The sequence below is a fragment of the Parasphingorhabdus sp. genome, from assembly GCF_036963805.1.
Classification (GTDB): domain Bacteria; phylum Pseudomonadota; class Alphaproteobacteria; order Sphingomonadales; family Sphingomonadaceae; genus Parasphingorhabdus.
Window position 1 is genome coordinate 1065370 of record NZ_JBALUN010000001.1, and the last position, 16727, is coordinate 1082096.

Genomic DNA, 16727 nt, shown 5'->3' on the forward strand with positions numbered 1-16727 from the left:
CCTCAAGCCACCATGCCGCGCTGGATAAATTCAACGACCATCAAGAGCGCAAACACTCCAAATAAAGCACCACCAGCACTGTAAAATAGACGCATTTTTTTTTGGCGAATGACGCGTTGGCTGTTGGTTAGTATCTGCGATACCGAACCGATAACTGGCAGTCCGCTAGCTTTTTCAAGCCTAGCTGCTGTCGGGTAGCTGGTTTGCAACTGGCCCATTGCGAATGCAGTGCCGATCCCGCCGCCAAGACCGACAAATAATACCATCGCCAATAATAGCGGCCGATTTGGCGCAGCCGGAGAACGTGGGCTGGAAGGCGGGTCGATGACTTTGAACTTCACCGAGTCCGTTTCGGACTCCACTTGACCGCGCAGCTTAATCTGCTCGCGATCCTGCAGCATTTTGTCGTACTGTTCTTTCAGCACGTCATAATCCCGGTTAATCCGCGACATCTCAGCAGCAACGCCGGGTTCCAATGTTTGTTTGGAAACCAATTGCGCCATATCCGATTGAAGCGCGTTTTTACGCGCCTGCAGTGCCGCTACCGAAGCCTGACGCTCGGCCCGCATGCTCTGGAGAGAACTATAGGCGGGATTAAGCGTGCTATAAGCAGATGATCCTGACCCTTTCGGTTCTTTGGAAACTTGACCGCGCAACGCAGAAATTTCGCTTTTCATGGCGACCACATCCGGATGGCTGTCAGTCCATCCCCGTGCCCGCGCTGATGCTAACCGACCTTGGGCATCAGCAAGCTGTCCCCGCGCACCGCCAACATTACCGCCCCCTCCGGGAGTAGCGATTGTGGATGGCGTTCCCGAAAGCTGGCCGTTCAAAGCCGCTAAAGAACTGGAAGCAGAACCCAGCTGCGATTCGATTTGGCTAAGCTCTGCCCGCGACGCTTCGATGCGCTGGCTGATGGACCCAATGCCGGGCAATAAGCCGAGATTTTCAGTTTCAAACTGTACCCGCTTTTGTTCTGCCTCCTGTAGATCCTTTTCCCGCGATGCGAGTTGGGTATCCAGAAACTTGAGTGTCTGGGTTGTCTCGTCCCGATCACCAGAGAGATTTTCTTCGACAAATATATCGATCATCTTCTGGACGATTTCGCGCGACAATACCGCGTTTTCTGCGTCGGATAAATTGCTTCCCGATGACTTAGCCGTAATCTCGAACAGATTGTCTTTTTCCGACTTTATTTCGATATTCTTACGCAGCATCTCGACCTTGCCGGCTAATTCACGGTCACTTGCAACCGACAGATTCAGGTCTGTACCGCGAACAACTTTCTCCAAGTTTATCGTTGAAGCCAAGGTTTCCTGAACCCGGTCCATATTCTTCTTGCGGTCACGCGATTCAATCCCGACCTTGTCTGACAAGATGGATTGCATTTCGACGAATACCCGCGCTTTCGACTCATAGCTATTCGGGATGAGCGCAATGACCAACCAGCCCACGAGGCAAAGCCCCCAAGCAACGGCCAATGCCAACCAGCGCCTGTTCCAGACGCTGTGCAATGCTATTCGAATTTCATCATAAAGGCCGTTCATGGGTCTTTTCGATTCCTATGATTTCGCTCTAGGCGGATTAAAACATGCTCTTTGGAATGATGATCACATCACCGGGTTGCAGCATTACATTGGCTTTGGTTTGGCCGCGCTCCAGCAGATCGCCGATGCGCAGGGCATATTCCTGTTGCTTGCCGGTGCCGCGATTGTAACGAATCAGGCGCGCCTTATTGCCCGATGCAAATTCAGACAGACCTCCGACGGCGATCATCGCGTCGAGCAATGTCATATTGGCACGGTAAGGTATCGAAGCGGGTTTCTCGGTCGCGCCGACAACGCGGATTTGCTGCGAAAATGTACCGGAGAAATTATTGACGATGACCGACACCAAAGGCTCGTTAATATATTCCGACAATTGGAGCTTGAGGTCTTCGGCCAGCATCGCAGGGGTTTTTCCTACGGCAGGCATGTCAGTGATCAGCGGCGTTGTAATCCGGCCATCGGGGCGAACCTGAACTTTTGCGCCCAGTTCCGGGTTGCGCCATACAAAAATGGTCAGCTCATCAAGCGGTCCGATGACATATTCTTCCCCGGGGCCTTCTTGCATGGAAACAAAGGATGCGGGCGGCAATTGCGGACCCGACGAGACGCTCGAACAGCCCGCGACTGCCAAGGATACCAAACCGGCACCCATCATATATTTCGGCAGGCTTTTATTCTTGAACGCAGCACTCATAGTTTATACCTCGCAAACAATCACTGGCGACCCACCGATTCCGCGAGGAAATGGCAAATCACGCATAGTCAGGAGATAGCTATGGATAAAAATAGTGAAGATAGCGTTAGTATTGACTGAATTTTGGATTAACGCCCAGCTGCTTTCAAAGCGACAAAAGACCTTCTTGGCTTAGCCCACCAACAGCTCTTTGGCTGGTCCCTGTCCCAAGAAGTTCGCTGGACTGGCGGAGGCTCCATAAGCACCGGCACAAAATATCGCCACTATATCGCCAACCTGCGCTTTTGGCATTTCCGCGCGATCACTTAGCAAATCCAGCGGTGTGCAGAGGCATCCGACAATCGAAATGATTTCTTCGGATGGTTTGTCATATTGGGTAGCAATTGCTGCTGGATAATTTCGCCGGATAACCGTCCCGAAATTGCCGCTGGCCGCCAGTTGGTGATGGAGACCGCCATCGACAACCAGAAAGCTTTCGCCCCTGCTCTCTTTGCGGTCAACGATCTGTGTCAAATAGACTCCGGCTTCACCGACAAGATAACGCCCTAATTCAACCGCAAATTGGGTCTCTCTCAATATAGCGGGTAGCTTGGCAAACTGCTGATCCAATGCATGTCCGATTTGCGCTATATCCAAGGCTTCATCGCCGGGGAAATAGGCTATGCCAAAACCGCCACCCAGATTGACATGCTCCGGACTTTGCCCGATTTCTTCTGCCAGTCTTGCTGCCAATGCGATGGTCTGGGCCTGTGTTTCGATGATAGCATCGGCTTTCAAAGCCTGTGAACCAGCAAAAATATGAAAACCCCGCCAATGTGCTCCTGCTTCCAATATTGTCTGTACGGTCGGAGCAACCAGTTCGACATCCATACCAAATTGCTTGGCACCGCCGCCCATTTTCATGCCGGAGCCCTTAAGATCGAAATCCGGATTGACCCGTATCGCAAGCCGGGGCTGCAAACCCTCATTCGCGCCTATCGCCAAAGCACGATCACATTCGGTGGGCGATTCGATATTTATCGTAACACCTGCCTGTATCGCCCGAAGCAATTCATCGTCCCGTTTACCGGGGCCGGCGAAGCTAATATGGTTGGCAGAGGCCCCTGCCCCCAAAGCCATCGCCAGTTCGCCGCCCGAGGCGATGTCGATACCATCAACAAGACCGACCATATGCGAAAGCAAGGGTGCGTAGGGGTTGGCTTTCATGGCGTAATGGATATGCAATTGGTCCGGCATCGCTGCGCGCAAAGCCTCGATCCGCGAATCCAAATGCCTTGCAGAATATATAAATAGCGGCGAGCCATGTTCAGCAACCAGTGCACTAGCCGTTTCCCCGCCAATAGACAGCTCGCCATCAATGGTTTCATAGCCAGCGGGAATGGGCCCAATGGGTTTGACCTTACTCATATATTCTGGGCCTTTGCCAATGCGTTACGATCCAATTTCCCGTTCGGGTTTTTCGGAAATTCTGTCATCAAGACTATATCGCGCGGGTGCATAAAATTGGGTAAATTACGCTTTAAATATTTGCTCAAAAGTTTTTCAATATCTTGACCATCACTTATTTCCAACGGTCTTACATAAAGGCAAATCGCATGACCCAAACGCTCATCCGGCACGCCAATGGCTACCGCTTCCGCAACCAACCCTGATTCTATAACCACTTCTTCAATCTCTGTCGGGCTAATCCGATTACCAGAGCTTTTGATCATATTATCGGTCCGTCCGACAAAATAGAGCAGACCATCTGCTTCCCGCCGGACAGTATCACCCGACCAAACCGCTATCCCGCCAAATTCTGATGCCGATGGCGCTGGCTTAAAACGCTCGGCTGTGCGTTCGGGATCCTGCCAATATCCTTGGGCGACCAACGGGCCAGCATGAACCAGCTCACCCTCTTCGCCGACAGCAGCGACTTCGCCATCATCGCGCACCACCATGATTTCAGCAAATGGAATAGCGGTCCCCATGCTGGTCGGATTATCATCGATCAACGCCGGATCAAGATAGGTGGAGCGGAAGGCTTCGGTGAGCCCGTACATGGCATATATATCTGTCTTTCCACCGAATATAGTTCGCAACTGTTTAACCAGCGAAGGCGTCAATGCGCCGCCACTGTTGGTCAATCGCCGCATCGAACCTGTCGCTTCATCAGGCCAATCCTGATCAACCAACTGCACCCAAAGCGGGGGGACAGAGGCCAATGTTGTGATCTGGTCACGCGCGCACGCTTTGATCACATCGCGAGGTGCCAGATAGTCGAGCGGATACGCGCAGCCACCGGCATGCCAAGTCGAAAGCAGCTGATTCTGACCATAATCGAAACTCAACGGAAGCACGCATAAAGTGCGGTCCCCCGCTTCCAGCTTCAAATATTGTGCGACACTGATGGCACCAAGGCTCAAATTAGCGTTGCTGAGCATGACCCCTTTGGGCAGTCCTGTTGACCCGCTTGTATATAAGATTGCAGCCAAAGGGTCATCATCCTGAGAAATCACGCTCAGGGGCAATGGGCTTTTGGTCTCCTCAATCTCAGTTGATACCGCTGCATCATTCCAGATCACGCAGTCCTCACCAAAAGGCATATCTTCGACGGATTTTATCCGGCCAGCATTGGTTATCAGCAGCTTTGCGCCGCTATCGCCGATAATATGACGAACCTGTGCTGGCTTTAAAACCGGATTAATCGGTACATAGACTAGACCGGCCCTGACCGCGGCCAACGGCATGATGCAGGCCAATTCGGTCTTCGGCAGCCAGCTCGCCACCCGATCACCTTTATCAACGCCCTGATCAATAAGCCACCGCGCCAGGGTGCCCACACGATGATTTAACATTTCATAGGTAAGAGATCCGGAACGCGTAACCAATGCTATCGCATCCGCTTCTTTGGCAACCGCAAGATGGTCCAAAGGAAACGCGCTATTTGTGAATTGGTTTGTGAATTGAGTGTTCAAATGCTTGAGCCTATGGGAAAAAGAAGAAAATTGGGACGGACATAACTTTAACTATGAACAGTGAATATCACGATAATTTTCAATCAGCGCAAGCAGTGGCTGGCGAAAAACTTGGACGGATAGGTCAAAAGTCCCTTTTTGATCGGCTCGAGTGGCTGAGCCAGTTGCACGCACTGTGCTTGCCAGAGAATAAGCCCCTGATCGTTCAAAGCGCTGAAAATGATGCTGAGGCATGGTTATTCCTGATGAAAAAAGGGTTCGGCAACTATACTGCCCTCGCTAACTGGTATAATTTTACATATCGCCCGATTTTCGCCGACGATTATGACGAAGTCACCAAATTGGCTTTGCTCGCCAGTATTGCCAAGAAACTCACCTCCTCGTGCCATCGTATTGAGATTTCTCCGGTTCCAGAAGAGGATCATGCAGCCAGTCTTACCGAACGCGCTTTTAAACAAGCCGGTTGGATCGTGTTCAAAACAAAGGCCGATGATAATCATATTTTATCCGTCAATGGCCGCACATTCGATCAATATTGGGCCGAACGTCCCGGTCGGTTGCGCAATACTGTCCGCCGCAAGGCAAAGAAAAACATCGTGTCCCTGCGCATTGAGACAGAATTTTCCGAGGAACATTGGAACGACTATCTCGATGTGTATTCCAAAAGCTGGAAGCCGGAAGAAGGTAATCCCGATTTCCTGAAAAATCTGGCGAAGCAAGAAGCAAGCGCGGGATGTCTGCGGCTCGGCTTGGCCTATATTGACGGCGTGCCGGTGGCGGCGCAGTTCTGGACGGTCGAAAATGGCGAAGCGCTGATTCACAAGCTCGCCCATGTAGAAGATGCAACAAAATCGTCGCCGGGCACTTTGCTATCCGTGGCGATGTTCCAGCATGTGATGGATATAGACCGCGTCAATCTCGTTGATTTCGGCACTGGCAATGATCCTTATAAACGCGAATGGATGGAAGACGTCCGCACCCGCTATCGTTTGGAGATGTTTTGGCCCAATACCCCCCTTTCTTGGCTTCCGATCCTGCGTTACACTATCTCCGCTCTTGTAGGAAAGCGCGGATCGCTTTAGGGAAGCGCCGTTGTCCGGATTCGGGGGAAATTCATGTCGGAAAATCTTGATTTGACACCAGAGGCCGCCGTGCGCGCGGTTATGCAGGACATATTGGGCCTAGACGCTGATCAAGTCAGCGCGTTCACTGCTGAAACAGAGCTATTTGGTGCCTTGCCAGAACTCGATAGCATGGCTGTTGCTGGCTTATTGACCGAACTTGAAGATCGCCTCGACATCATGATCGAGGATGATGAGGTTGACGGAGAGCTGTTTGAGACATTCGGCAATCTCGTCGCCTTCGCCGAGATGAAAGTCGCTGGGTGAGCCAACCACTCGAATATTCGAGTTACCCATTTAACGGACATGATGAATTTTGCCTGAGGGCCGGATCACATCATCAAAAGACAATCCTGTTCATCCCGCCTCTATTCGATGAAATGAACCGCGTGCGGCGGATGATAGTCGGCACCATGCGGCTATTGAATGAGCACGCTATTGGTAGCATCCTGCCCGACCTTCCCGGCACGAATGAGAGCCTGTTTCCTCTGGAACAAGCAAGCCTGACGATCTGGCGGAATGCCCTTGCCCATTGCGCGGAGCCTCTTGCCAAGCAGCTATATGTCGCATCGTTTCGCGGCGGGTGTCTGATCGATGATTTCGCGGTTGAATCCCGAAAGTGGCGGCTCGCTCCGGCCAAAGGCCCCGGCCTGCTCCGCACGATGATGCGCACCCGCATGGCCTCGGATAAGGAAGCAGGGCTGGCGACCGATATGACGCAATTGGCCGAAGAGGCGCAGAGAGGGCATGTCAATCTGGCTGGCAATCACATTGGGCCGAAGATGTTTGCCGAGCTTCAGGACACCGTGCCGATGTCTTCCGGCAGTATCCGGACCGCGCAATTGACCAATAGCAACCAGGCCGCTGATGTGAAGCTATCTGGATCAGCCCTATGGCTCCGCGCCGAGCCGGATGATGATCCGCAATTGGCCAAGGCGATAGCGGATGACCTGCTGTCATGGGTGGCGCAATGATGCGCAGCTTCCATCAATTCGCTTGCTCCGAAGAGACGCTTTCCGGCACGCTCGACCAAGGCGACAAATCCACCGGACTGCTCATCGTCAGCGGCGGTAACGAGATTAAAGCCGGTGCCCATGCGGGAATGGCGAAATTGGCGCAGACTATCGCGGCACAGGGCTTTCCCGTGTTCCGCTATGATCGCAGAGGCATTGGCGAGAGCAGCGGCACGAACCACGAATTTCTGGGATCAGAGGCGGACATATTCACGGCGGCTCAATATTTCCGCCAAGCCACTCCGCATGTGGATAAGGTCATCGCATTCGGCAATTGTGATGCCGCCACCGCCTTGGCGCTATTCGGCAAAGAAGCACCGATTAATGGCTTCCTGCTCGCCAACCCATGGGCGATTGAAACGGCAGATAACAGCGCCAGCGACGCGCCAACGGTCCCGCCGCCTTCCGCGATCCGGTCGCGCTATTGGGAGCGGCTTAAAAATCCGCAGTCGCTTATCGATCTTTTTACCGGCAAAATCGACTTAAGAAAACTTGCGAGCGGCCTGAAACAAGCGACTCAGAAACAAGAAAATACCGGCCTGTCGATGCGCCTGAAAGACGGCTTGGAAAGCATCAACAAACCTTGCCGGATATTACTCGCGAACAAAGACACCACGGCCCGCGCTTTTCTCGCCGCTTGGAACAGCAAGGATTTTGCTGCAACCCGCGCCCTTCCCAACATCACCAGCGAATCCATCGACAGCGCATCGCATAGCTTTGCCGATGACCGCTCCAAAAAATGGCTCGAAAGCCAGATATTGGAAACGCTCAACCGCACCTTATTATTCAGCCGCTAACAGCTCGAATTCTTCTTCAGCCAGAAAGCGTTCTGCATCCAAAGCGGCCATACAGCCGGTTCCCGCCGCCGTCACAGCTTGCCGATAGACATGGTCCATCACATCACCGCAAGCGAACAGGCCCGGAATTTTGGTCTTTGGCGTACCCGGAATGACTTCGATATAACCGCCGTCGATCAGGTCCAGATGGCCCTTGAAAATCTCTGTCGCGGGCGCATGGCCGATGGCGACAAAAGCGCCGTCTGTTGCCAGATGGCTTTTCTCACCCGACTGTGTATCGACCAGATCGACCCCAACCAGACCATGAGGATCACCGCCGCCGACAAATTTCTCGACCGATTTATTCCACAGGACCGAGATTTTCGGATTGGCAAAAAGCCGGTCCTGCAAGATTTTTTCCGAACGCAGGCTATCGCGCCGATGGATCAAGGTCACATCATCGCTGTGGTTGGTCATATAGAGCGCTTCTTCCACCGCTGTATTGCCGCCGCCGATCACGACGACTTTTTTGCCGCGATAGAAAAACCCGTCACAGGTCGCACAGGCGGAAACGCCCTTGCCGCTTAGTTCCTGTTCGCCCTCGACGCCCAGCCATTTGGCCTGCGCACCAGTCGCAATGACCAAAGTATCGCCTTCATAAATCGTGCCGCCATCGCCAGTCATGCGGAAAGGACGCTGCGTCAGGTCGACATCAACAATCGTATCAAATATCGTGCGCGTACCGACTTTATCCGCCTGCGCCTGCATTTCTTCCATCAACCACGGGCCTTGCACCACATCGCGAAAGCCGGGATAATTTTCAACATCGGTGGTAATGGTAAGCTGACCACCCGGTTGCAGCCCCTGTATCACAATCGGTTCCAGTCCAGCACGCGCGCCATATATGGCGGCGCTCAGCCCGGCGGGGCCGGAACCCAATATCAACATTTTCGTACGATGTGTTTCGGTCATAATTTTACCCCAGATTCGTTTCTTCCCACATAAGGACGCAAGGCATCACTCGGCAAGTGGTGAAGCGAGAAGAATCGCTGTTGGGGCAGATAATCCAGCTATCGCGGGCGGATTGGCATTTCAAAGTTCACACAAATCACAGCCCCTGCCCCTTCTGCCACGCCTGAAAATCCGCTTCCATTTCTGCATCCGCAGCGTCCAGCATCCCGCTTCGGCGCAGCAAGCCGCTGCGCGATGCCCGCTCCCAGTCCATGTCGCCCCAGCTGTCGCTCTCGGCTGGATCGAGGTCGGACACATCAATATCCTCCGGCGCCATTGCGCTGATCCGCATATATTCGTTCCTATTGGCCCAAGCCTCCAGCAATTCCGCATCTGATCGGCGCGGGGGATTGCCATGGGATTTAGCATTGGAAACACCGCCGCCAGAGCGGCGATCCTCATAATAGGGCTCCGCCGTAGCCTCTATTTCTTCGAGCAAATCCGTACAATCCCGCCCCTCCCCGATATTCTCAATGAGCTCGTCAAAATGCTTTGCCGCCGCCCGCGCCGGATTTCCGGCCAGACCGCCGCCCTCCGCCATCCGGTCCAGCCGCGCCAGCGCCGCCAGAAACAATGGCGCGCTCCAGCGTTCGCGCGTGCCAACCTCCTCGCCCTGATGCCAGACAGGCTCGGTCCAACCGCTGAGGCCCCGATCGAACAATTCATCCTGAAACCGCTCGCGCGCATGGATAATCGCGGCATCCCACGCCCGCGCAAAGGCCCGCGCATCCGCCCGCCGCCGTAATTTATAAGCGCTCTCCCGCGACAATCCGGCATAAAGCGCCGCCGCCCTGACATTGCCCGTCCGCGCCAAGGCTTCGAGAAACAGCACCTGTTTCGCCGGAGACCAGCCGTCATGGCGCTCCTTTGGCTGCGCGAGATCAACCGCGGAGGGAATGTCGGTGAAAGTGGATTAGGGAGATTGCTGGTTCATATGCGCTTTCCTTTTTTGAAACGAAAAGGCGTATATAACCTATTTGGTTATGTGTAGGAAAGCGGGTTATGTTTGTGATTATGCCTGTTATAAATGGCAACAGGTGGGTGGCGAGCGGCCATTAAGATACGCATCCTAGAATGACTGCTTCTGCGTCGAAAGCAGACATTAGCGCTCAAACAAAAGCCCCGCCAGATTGTTCCAGCAGGGCTTTGGGATAAACTTGTTTTTGGCGCTTAAGCGTAGCTGACTTTCACATTCACATTACGCCGACGACGCATGGCACCGCCGATTGCTCCGAAGCCAAAGATCATGAACGCCCAAGTGGAGGGTTCAGGTACAGCGCCCAAAGAATCTGAAGAGAAAGTCCGGAAAGTATAGTCAAAAGTCGGGAACGATCCATATCCTGGATTCGCGTAGGTCTGCCCATTTGCATAAGGGTTGCTAGTATCTCCCGAAATCCCGAGCGAAGTGTTACCACCAAAGGCCAGAAAATAGGTTTGCCCGGCTACAATAGCGACAGGAGTCCAAAAAACGTCCGCCCACGAACCTTGTGTGCCTAGGACGGATCCGGTTGCCAACTGAGACGCCCCAAATGCATTTGGCAGGAGGTCCCAAAGCGATATTGTAACATCATCAATAGAACCTATTCCCGATTGCAAGAATATCCCTGCACCGGATATATTGGAGGATGATTGCTGGAAGGACTGCGCTAAATCTGTTTGGCTAAATCCTGCCATGTAATCGGGGTTGTTCGGTTGGTTTTGGTCAACAAACTCAGCAGCATGCGCTTGGCTTGTAATTAACAAAGCTGCTCCAGCGGTCACAAATTTTTTAAACTTCAACATGGACTAACCCCTTTTATTCAGTCGTCTGAGTACGAATCGGCATGCGATGGGAAAAGAATAACATGTTTAATTTCTTATTAATAGTGTCGGAAAGATATCCGCGGCGCTTTTCGCCCACGTGTCAAATGGGATCTTTAGTTATGTCCCGGAATGAGACGTTTTCCGACCAGCCGCTTTTACTTTCCACATGATCAGTTGGGATGACCGCAACTGGGTTGGATGCGGTCATACAAGATGAGCGATTTGCATGACTGCTACTGGGGCGATAGCTGACGCACCATTTTTATGTACAAAGTCGGCATCTCTGTTCGAAGCAATTCCGACCACTCCTATGCCCTATGCGAGAAAACTTAGCCATCTGACTAAGTTTTTTCTTGCGCACTCCCACGTTTCGCATAATAGTTAGCAATATGGCTAAGCATGATCCCAATCTCTCCCTGCTCTTCCACGCATTGGCGGACCCGACCCGTCGGTCGATCCTGACTCGGCTCGCCGAGACGCCTGCGCCGGTAACGGAGCTGGCGGGTCCTACGGGATTGCGGCTGCCTACGGTGATGCGGCATCTTTCGGTGCTGGAGGAGGCGGGGTTGATCACCACGTCCAAGGACGGACGGATACGCACCTGCGCCCTCGCGCCAAAGGCTCTGGAACCGATGCGGACATGGATCGATGAACAGCGGGCGATTTGGGAAAACAGGCTCGACCGGCTGGATGCTTTTGTGATGGATAGAATGAAGGAAGGTGAACAATGACACGATATCTGGTTGATGATGCAAGTAACCGTTTTGCGACGCTCACCTTTGAACGGGACGTCGCCGCGCCATTGGCGGCGTTGTGGGAGGCATGGACGGCCCCCGCCGCGCGGGCGATCTGGGCCGCGCCATCACCCTTGGTCACGGTGGAATTTCTGGAAAGCGACACCAAGGTGGATGGGCGCGAGGTCTCGCTCTGCAAGGTGGCGGGACAGCCGGATATCCGCTGCGAATGCGGTTGGCTGGAGCTGCAAGCAGAGCGGCGCAGCGTGAATTACGAGTTGATCTCATCCGAAGGCGTGACGCAATCGGCCGCGCTGGTAACGGCGGAATTCTCTGGAACAGGAGAGCGCAGCCGGTTGGTCGTAACGGTGCAGCTGTCCTCGCTGGCCGAGGATATGGAGGCGGGCTACCGCGACGGCTTTGGCGCGGGGCTGGATAATCTGACGGGCGTGGCGGAACGGACCATGGTGCTGCAGCGGGTGATACAGGCGCCGCGCTCCATCGTCTGGGGCGCGTGGATGAACGCTGAAACCCTGCCGCAATGGTGGGGGCCGAATGGATTTTCCTGTCGCACAACGCGGATCGACTTGCGCACCGGCGGCGAATGGGTATTCGACATGATCGGGCCAGACGGCACCGTCTTTCCCAACCACCATCTCTATAACGAAGTCCGGCCTGAAGACAGGATCGGCTACACGCTGATGGCGGGCGAGAACGGTCCGAAACATGCCGACGCCTGGGCCTCGTTAGAGGAACAGGACGGGGCGACAAAGGTTACGCTGGGCATGACATTTAACACGGGTGCCGAGTTTCAGGAAGCCAAGGGCTTTGGCGCCGAGGAACTGGGACAGCAAACGCTGGGTAAACTGGACCGCTTTGTCACATCTGGCTGACAGGCCGTGCAAACCCGTGAATTGACAAAAGGGCCATTTCCATGATTATTACGGGGAGCGCCATCCCCCGGCGCTTTTCATCATTTTCAGGAGACTTATCATGCGCCTCCCCCTTGCTCTCATCGCCTTGGCCGCCACGGCCCCGCTGCTTGCGCAGTCCGCCCCGCAACTGCCCGGCCAGATGGATAGCGCCCGCGTTGTTGCCGGAAGCTATAGTACCGATCCTGCCCATTCGCTGATCTCGTGGGAAGTTAATCATTTCGGCTTTAGCGATTATATCGGCCTGTTCGGTGATGTGACGGGCACGCTGACGATTGATCCGGCCAATATTTCTGCCGCCAGCGTCGATGTGACCATTCCGGTTGCCAAGGTCACCACGGCGAGCGCCGGATTGACCGAGCATCTGCTGCGCGCGGGCAAAGATGGCGCGAAGGCCGATTTCTTTGGCCCTGAACCTAGCGATGCCCATTTCGTATCGACCAAAGTGAACGCCACCGGCACTGCGGCAACAATCGACGGCAACCTTACGCTGAACGGGATTACGAAACCTGTGACGCTCAACGCCGAATTTGTCGGCGCAGGGAACAACCCGTTTAACAAAAAACTGACCGTGGGCTTTTCCGCAACCACGATGATCAAGCGCAGCGATTTTGGTATAGATACGGCCATTCCATTCGTGTCGGACGAAGTCGCGCTCAAAATTAACGTCGCGTTTGAAAAAAACTGAACCGGGAGGGGTTTTGGCGAGCCTTGCCAAAACCCCAATAAAAAAGGCGACCCTCGGGCCGCCTTTTTCGTAAATTCGATAGGTGGTAGGTTTAGCGTTTGGAGAACTGGAAGCTCTTACGCGCTTTCGCCTTACCATATTTCTTACGTTCAACCTTACGGCTATCGCGGGTCAGGAATCCTGCCGCTTTTACCGTGGCGCGAAGCGCAGGTTCAAATTTGGTCAGAGCCTGTGAAATACCATGTTTCACGGCGCCAGCTTGGCCAGAAAGTCCGCCGCCTTTAACCGTAACGTCAACATCATATTGACCTTCACGATCGGTGATCGCGAAAACCTGGTTGAGGACGAGACGCAGCGTTGGACGCGCGAAATATGTTTCCTGATCGCGGCCATTGACCGTGATTTTGCCTTTGCCGGGTTTTACCCAAACGCGGGCAACAGCGTCTTTACGACGACCGGTTGCATAGGCACGGCCCTGTTTGTCCAGAATCTGCTCACGCAGCGGCATGGTTGAAACAACCAGCTCTACTTTTTCTGGTGCGCCTTCTTCGGCAGCAGCAGCAGGCGCGTCAACAACAACGTCGCCAGCAAGTTCTTTAAGATCAGCGAGATCGGTTTTTACATCAGACATTATGCACGCGCCTTATTTTTGCTGTTCATGGAAGCCACATCAAGCGGCTGCGGGTCTTGGCCATTATAAGGATGCTCGGTGCCGTTGAAGAGATGCAGGTTGCGCATCTGGGCAAAGCCGAGAGGACCCTTTGGAACCATGCGTTCAACCGCTTTTTCCAAAACGCGCTCAGGAAATTGGCCGCCGAGTACTTTTTCAGCCGTGCGCTCTTTCAAGCCGCCGGGATAGCCGGTGTGCTTGTAATAGACTTTTTGCTTCAGCTTGTTGCCGGTGAACTTCACCTTGCCAGCATTGATAACGATGACATGATCGCCGCAATCAACATGGGGGGTGTAGCTTGGCTTATGCTTGCCGCGCAGGATACTAGCGATGATTGAGGCGAGACGGCCAACAATCAGATCTTCGGCATCAACAATATGCCATTTCTTTACAACGTCTGCGGGTTTAACCGACTGCGTTTGTTTCGTAAGAGCCTTCATGGGCCTAACTCCTCTGGGAGCTCTCTTTTGTAAGAGAGAGTTCGAATCAAAATAATAAAGCCGAGCACAAAGCCCGGCCGAGTGCAGCGCTATTGATCCCGTTTTCGCTTCAAGTCAAGCAAAAGTGCGCCTTTGATGACGGGTATAATAATACCCTGCCGATATTGTACTTATCTTGCGATTTGCTGAGAAAGCCATTTTGCGTAGTCCGGGTCGCTCAATTCGGCGGTCCAACATAATATCGCCGGCTGGTCATAGCTGTGAAGTGTCTTTAGCCGCTCCATCGCCGCCTGCCGGGCCATTTTGGTGGTTTTCAACAGGACCGGATATTCCCGTTCTTCGCAAAATTCCCCTTTCCACATATATTGAGAGGAACTCGCGGCGAATTGATTGGCGCAAGCGATCAACTTTTCTTCGATCAGAGTCTTCACAACTTGCCGTGCTTCCTCGCCAGATCCAAATAACGTGTAGATCAGCACGGGACAGTCCGTCATGATTTTATAGCAACAGGATTATCACGGCCTAATATGTGAATGCCCCAAGCCGTGGCTGCAACAACCAGCGCGCCCACCGCCTGATGCAAGACCGCCAGAATGATATTCATTCCCGTCATGACCGTCGCGATCCCCAGCAATATCTGGATTCCGAAGGCGCAATGAATACAGATCGACGCCATGCGGGATTCGCCGCGTACTTTACGGGCCAGCACAACCAGAAAAGCCACGGTTACCCACGCCCACCAGCGATGGATGAAATGGGTGAGAAACGGGTCATTATTAATCGCCCTCCAAGCCCCAAAGGTGAAGTCAACACCTGCAGGGAAAAAGCTGTCATTCATCAACGGCCATGTGTTCGCGACATATCCGGCATTAAGTCCCGCGACATAAGCACCGAATAATAGTTGCAGAAAAAGCACCAGAGTCACAGCCATGCCAAAGCCCGTCATGCGCGCAGGCTTTCTGAGCCTGTCTGCATAGCATTGCAGATCGAGCGCCGTCCAAACCAGACACGCCATTATGAATAAAGCGAGAATTAAGTGCGTCGCCAACCGAAAATGGCTAACATCCGTCCGCTGGGACAGACCGGAACTCACCATCCACCAGCCGATGACGCCCTGTAATCCGCCCAATATCAGTAACAGCGTCAAGCGCCAGCCATAGCCTTTTGGAATGGCGCGTTTCGCCGCAAAATAAAAGAACGGCAAAGCAAAAGCGAGCCCAATGAGACGGCCCAAAAGCCGGTGGCTCCATTCCCAGAAATAGATGAATTTAAAATCCGCCAGCGTCATGCCTGCGGGGCCGTTAATCTCTATATATTCCGGGATTTGCTTATATTTTTCAAACTCGGACAACCAAGCCACTTCGCTAAGCGGAGGGATCGCCCCCATGAGCGGTTTCCATTCGGTGATCGACAGGCCGGATTCGGTGAGACGGGTTATACCGCCCACGATGACCATCAGAAAAACCAGGAAAGCCACAATAAGTAACCAATTGGCAATCGCAACGGGGCGGTTGCTGGCTGATCCATTATACCAGGTAAAGGACGGAGCGGAGCTGTTCATCATTAGCTATTTGAAATTAAAAACCCGACGTGACAAGCTTTAAGGTGAAGAAAATATTCGCAAATCTAAAAATGATATGTTGTATCTTAACACGGCTCGACCTATATCTGCCTCAGCAATCACTATGATGGAATTTAGAGTCGTGTTTACGACATCAAAACTTTGGACCAAAGACGGCCTGTTGGGCAAGGATGGATTATGGGACCGTATTGCGGTGCTTGTCTCCGGCCTGTGCCTTGTCCATTGCGTGTCCACCGTCGTGCTGGTTGCTCTATTATCCTCGGCTGCGGGTATTTTACTCGACCCCGTTATTCATGAAGTCGGCATTGCTGTGGCCATCATATTGGGCATATATGCACTGGGGCGCGGTTTCCTTAATCATGGTTATATCCTGCCAGCAGTGATAGGCGCACTAGGTCTGGCTATCATGGGCGGCGCGATTACCATCGGCCATCGGGGCGATCATGGCAGCACGGAAATTCTGTTCACAATGATCGGCGTCGGCATAGTCGCGCTAGGGCACGTTCTGAACCACCGCGCAGGGCGGTAATTTTAGCCTCAAGCGCCGGGCGCGGGCATCCGCCCGCTTGGCTACGCGCCATAAGGCGCGGCGGCCGGTCGGCCTAGCCTCGCTACGCTCGGGTGTTTAATCACAATCTTGGCACCAATCCGACGCGAAGCGGAGGCAAGCGCGACCGCGCGCCCGAGCTTATGCGAGGAACGCCAAGCGGGCGGATGCCCGCGCCCGGCGCTTGAGGTAAAATAAAAACAACACCCGGC

Annotated in this window: 19 protein-coding genes; 8 read left to right on the forward strand and 11 right to left on the reverse strand. The window is 53.6% G+C overall.

Annotated features, from left to right (window positions below):
* Positions 1-2: 2 nt before the first annotated feature.
* From V7676_RS05095 to V7676_RS05110, 4 genes are all read right to left on the reverse strand, one after another.
* Positions 3-1547, reverse strand: a complete 1545-nt coding sequence (locus tag V7676_RS05095; RefSeq protein ID WP_335658557.1) for an XrtA system polysaccharide chain length determinant — start codon at positions 1545-1547, stop codon at positions 3-5.
* Positions 1548-1584: 37 nt separating this feature from the next.
* Positions 1585-2241 carry an XrtA/PEP-CTERM system exopolysaccharide export protein gene (locus V7676_RS05100; protein ID WP_335658558.1) on the reverse strand — a complete coding sequence of 219 codons (657 nt, stop codon included), beginning with the start codon at positions 2239-2241 and terminating at the stop codon, positions 1585-1587.
* Positions 2242-2412: 171 nt separating this feature from the next.
* On the reverse strand, positions 2413-3648 hold the full coding sequence (locus V7676_RS05105; protein WP_335658559.1) for a pyridoxal-dependent decarboxylase, exosortase A system-associated: 1236 nt from the start codon (positions 3646-3648) through the stop codon (positions 2413-2415).
* On the reverse strand, positions 3645-5198 hold the full coding sequence (locus V7676_RS05110) for an acyl-CoA ligase (AMP-forming), exosortase A system-associated (protein WP_335658560.1): 1554 nt from the start codon (positions 5196-5198) through the stop codon (positions 3645-3647). Before V7676_RS05110 ends, V7676_RS05105 begins: the two co-directional genes overlap by 4 nt.
* Before the next feature lie 53 nt (positions 5199-5251).
* Between V7676_RS05110 and V7676_RS05115 the strand changes: the two genes are divergently transcribed.
* Genes V7676_RS05115 through V7676_RS05130 form a run of 4 tightly spaced genes read left to right on the forward strand, consistent with a single transcriptional unit; the run spans position 5252 to position 8129 of the window.
* Positions 5252-6280, forward strand: a complete 1029-nt coding sequence (locus V7676_RS05115; RefSeq protein ID WP_335658561.1) for a GNAT family N-acetyltransferase — start codon at positions 5252-5254, stop codon at positions 6278-6280.
* Between the two features lie 33 nt (positions 6281-6313).
* Complete coding sequence (locus V7676_RS05120) at positions 6314-6586, forward strand: acyl carrier protein (RefSeq protein ID WP_335658562.1); 273 nt, start codon at positions 6314-6316, stop codon at positions 6584-6586.
* Entirely contained in the window at positions 6583-7293 is a 711-nt protein-coding gene (locus V7676_RS05125; RefSeq protein WP_335658563.1) for a hypothetical protein, read from the forward strand. The genes V7676_RS05120 and V7676_RS05125 overlap by 4 nt, the downstream gene beginning before the upstream one ends.
* A complete protein-coding gene (locus V7676_RS05130; RefSeq protein ID WP_335658564.1) occupies positions 7290-8129 on the forward strand; it encodes a hydrolase 1, exosortase A system-associated in 840 nt (279 codons plus the stop codon). The genes V7676_RS05125 and V7676_RS05130 overlap by 4 nt, the downstream gene beginning before the upstream one ends.
* Here the strand turns inward: V7676_RS05130 and trxB are convergent.
* The 3 genes from trxB to V7676_RS05145 form a co-directional block, all read right to left on the reverse strand.
* Positions 8115-9080 (reverse strand): thioredoxin-disulfide reductase, encoded by a 966-nt coding sequence (gene trxB / locus V7676_RS05135; protein ID WP_335658565.1) that lies wholly within the window; start codon positions 9078-9080, stop codon positions 8115-8117. The two genes, V7676_RS05130 and trxB, sit on opposite strands and share 15 nt — an antisense overlap.
* 136 nt (positions 9081-9216) lie before the next feature.
* Positions 9217-9951, reverse strand: a complete 735-nt coding sequence (locus V7676_RS05140) for a hypothetical protein (RefSeq protein WP_335658566.1) — start codon at positions 9949-9951, stop codon at positions 9217-9219.
* A gap of 338 nt (positions 9952-10289) precedes the next feature.
* Positions 10290-10901 carry a PEPxxWA-CTERM sorting domain-containing protein gene (locus tag V7676_RS05145; RefSeq protein ID WP_335658567.1) on the reverse strand — a complete coding sequence of 204 codons (612 nt, stop codon included), beginning with the start codon at positions 10899-10901 and terminating at the stop codon, positions 10290-10292.
* A gap of 410 nt (positions 10902-11311) precedes the next feature.
* Between V7676_RS05145 and V7676_RS05150 the strand changes: the two genes are divergently transcribed.
* The 3 genes from V7676_RS05150 (at position 11312) to V7676_RS05160 (ending at position 13276) form a co-directional block, all read left to right on the forward strand.
* Entirely contained in the window at positions 11312-11653 is a 342-nt protein-coding gene (locus V7676_RS05150; protein ID WP_335658568.1) for an ArsR/SmtB family transcription factor, read from the forward strand.
* On the forward strand, positions 11650-12549 hold the full coding sequence (locus V7676_RS05155; protein ID WP_335658569.1) for an SRPBCC family protein: 900 nt from the start codon (positions 11650-11652) through the stop codon (positions 12547-12549). The genes V7676_RS05150 and V7676_RS05155 overlap by 4 nt, the downstream gene beginning before the upstream one ends.
* Positions 12550-12649: 100 nt before the next feature.
* Complete coding sequence (locus V7676_RS05160; RefSeq protein ID WP_335658570.1) at positions 12650-13276, forward strand: YceI family protein; 627 nt, start codon at positions 12650-12652, stop codon at positions 13274-13276.
* A 91-nt stretch (positions 13277-13367) separates the two neighbouring features.
* On the opposite strand, the gene rpsI is transcribed toward V7676_RS05160, so the two are convergent.
* The 4 genes from rpsI to V7676_RS05180 form a co-directional block, all read right to left on the reverse strand.
* A complete protein-coding gene (gene rpsI / locus V7676_RS05165; RefSeq protein ID WP_335658571.1) occupies positions 13368-13907 on the reverse strand; it encodes a 30S ribosomal protein S9 in 540 nt (179 codons plus the stop codon).
* On the reverse strand, positions 13907-14386 hold the full coding sequence (gene rplM / locus V7676_RS05170; RefSeq protein ID WP_335658572.1) for a 50S ribosomal protein L13: 480 nt from the start codon (positions 14384-14386) through the stop codon (positions 13907-13909). The genes rpsI and rplM overlap by 1 nt, the downstream gene beginning before the upstream one ends.
* A gap of 170 nt (positions 14387-14556) precedes the next feature.
* Positions 14557-14880 (reverse strand): divalent-cation tolerance protein CutA, encoded by a 324-nt coding sequence (cutA, locus tag V7676_RS05175; RefSeq protein WP_335658573.1) that lies wholly within the window; start codon positions 14878-14880, stop codon positions 14557-14559.
* Entirely contained in the window at positions 14877-15950 is a 1074-nt protein-coding gene (locus tag V7676_RS05180) for a COX15/CtaA family protein (protein ID WP_335658574.1), read from the reverse strand. The genes cutA and V7676_RS05180 overlap by 4 nt, the downstream gene beginning before the upstream one ends.
* 121 nt (positions 15951-16071) lie before the next feature.
* Between V7676_RS05180 and V7676_RS05185 the strand changes: the two genes are divergently transcribed.
* On the forward strand, positions 16072-16497 hold the full coding sequence (locus tag V7676_RS05185) for a MerC domain-containing protein (protein WP_335658575.1): 426 nt from the start codon (positions 16072-16074) through the stop codon (positions 16495-16497).
* Positions 16498-16727 lie beyond the last annotated feature (230 nt).

Bases quoted from the DNA above. Each gene is read 5' to 3' on its own strand.
- V7676_RS05105 (WP_335658559.1), bottom strand. From the start codon at position 3,648: ATGAGTAAGGTCAAACCCATTGGGCCCATTCCCGCTGGCTATGAAACC.
- V7676_RS05145 (WP_335658567.1), bottom strand. From the start codon at position 10,901: ATGTTGAAGTTTAAAAAATTTGTGACCGCTGGAGCAGCTTTGTTAATT.
- rpsI (WP_335658571.1), bottom strand. From the start codon at position 13,907: ATGTCTGATGTAAAAACCGATCTCGCTGATCTTAAAGAACTTGCTGGC.
- V7676_RS05185 (WP_335658575.1), top strand. From the start codon at position 16,072: ATGATGGAATTTAGAGTCGTGTTTACGACATCAAAACTTTGGACCAAA.
- V7676_RS05150 (WP_335658568.1), top strand. From the start codon at position 11,312: ATGGCTAAGCATGATCCCAATCTCTCCCTGCTCTTCCACGCATTGGCG.
- V7676_RS05155 (WP_335658569.1), top strand. From the start codon at position 11,650: ATGACACGATATCTGGTTGATGATGCAAGTAACCGTTTTGCGACGCTC.
- V7676_RS05120 (WP_335658562.1), top strand. From the start codon at position 6,314: ATGTCGGAAAATCTTGATTTGACACCAGAGGCCGCCGTGCGCGCGGTT.
- V7676_RS05100 (WP_335658558.1), bottom strand. From the start codon at position 2,241: ATGAGTGCTGCGTTCAAGAATAAAAGCCTGCCGAAATATATGATGGGT.
- V7676_RS05130 (WP_335658564.1), top strand. From the start codon at position 7,290: ATGATGCGCAGCTTCCATCAATTCGCTTGCTCCGAAGAGACGCTTTCC.
- trxB (WP_335658565.1), bottom strand. From the start codon at position 9,080: ATGACCGAAACACATCGTACGAAAATGTTGATATTGGGTTCCGGCCCC.
- cutA (WP_335658573.1), bottom strand. From the start codon at position 14,880: ATGACGGACTGTCCCGTGCTGATCTACACGTTATTTGGATCTGGCGAG.
- V7676_RS05095 (WP_335658557.1), bottom strand. From the start codon at position 1,547: ATGAACGGCCTTTATGATGAAATTCGAATAGCATTGCACAGCGTCTGG.
- V7676_RS05160 (WP_335658570.1), top strand. From the start codon at position 12,650: ATGCGCCTCCCCCTTGCTCTCATCGCCTTGGCCGCCACGGCCCCGCTG.
- rplM (WP_335658572.1), bottom strand. From the start codon at position 14,386: ATGAAGGCTCTTACGAAACAAACGCAGTCGGTTAAACCCGCAGACGTT.
- V7676_RS05115 (WP_335658561.1), top strand. From the start codon at position 5,252: ATGAACAGTGAATATCACGATAATTTTCAATCAGCGCAAGCAGTGGCT.
- V7676_RS05180 (WP_335658574.1), bottom strand. From the start codon at position 15,950: ATGATGAACAGCTCCGCTCCGTCCTTTACCTGGTATAATGGATCAGCC.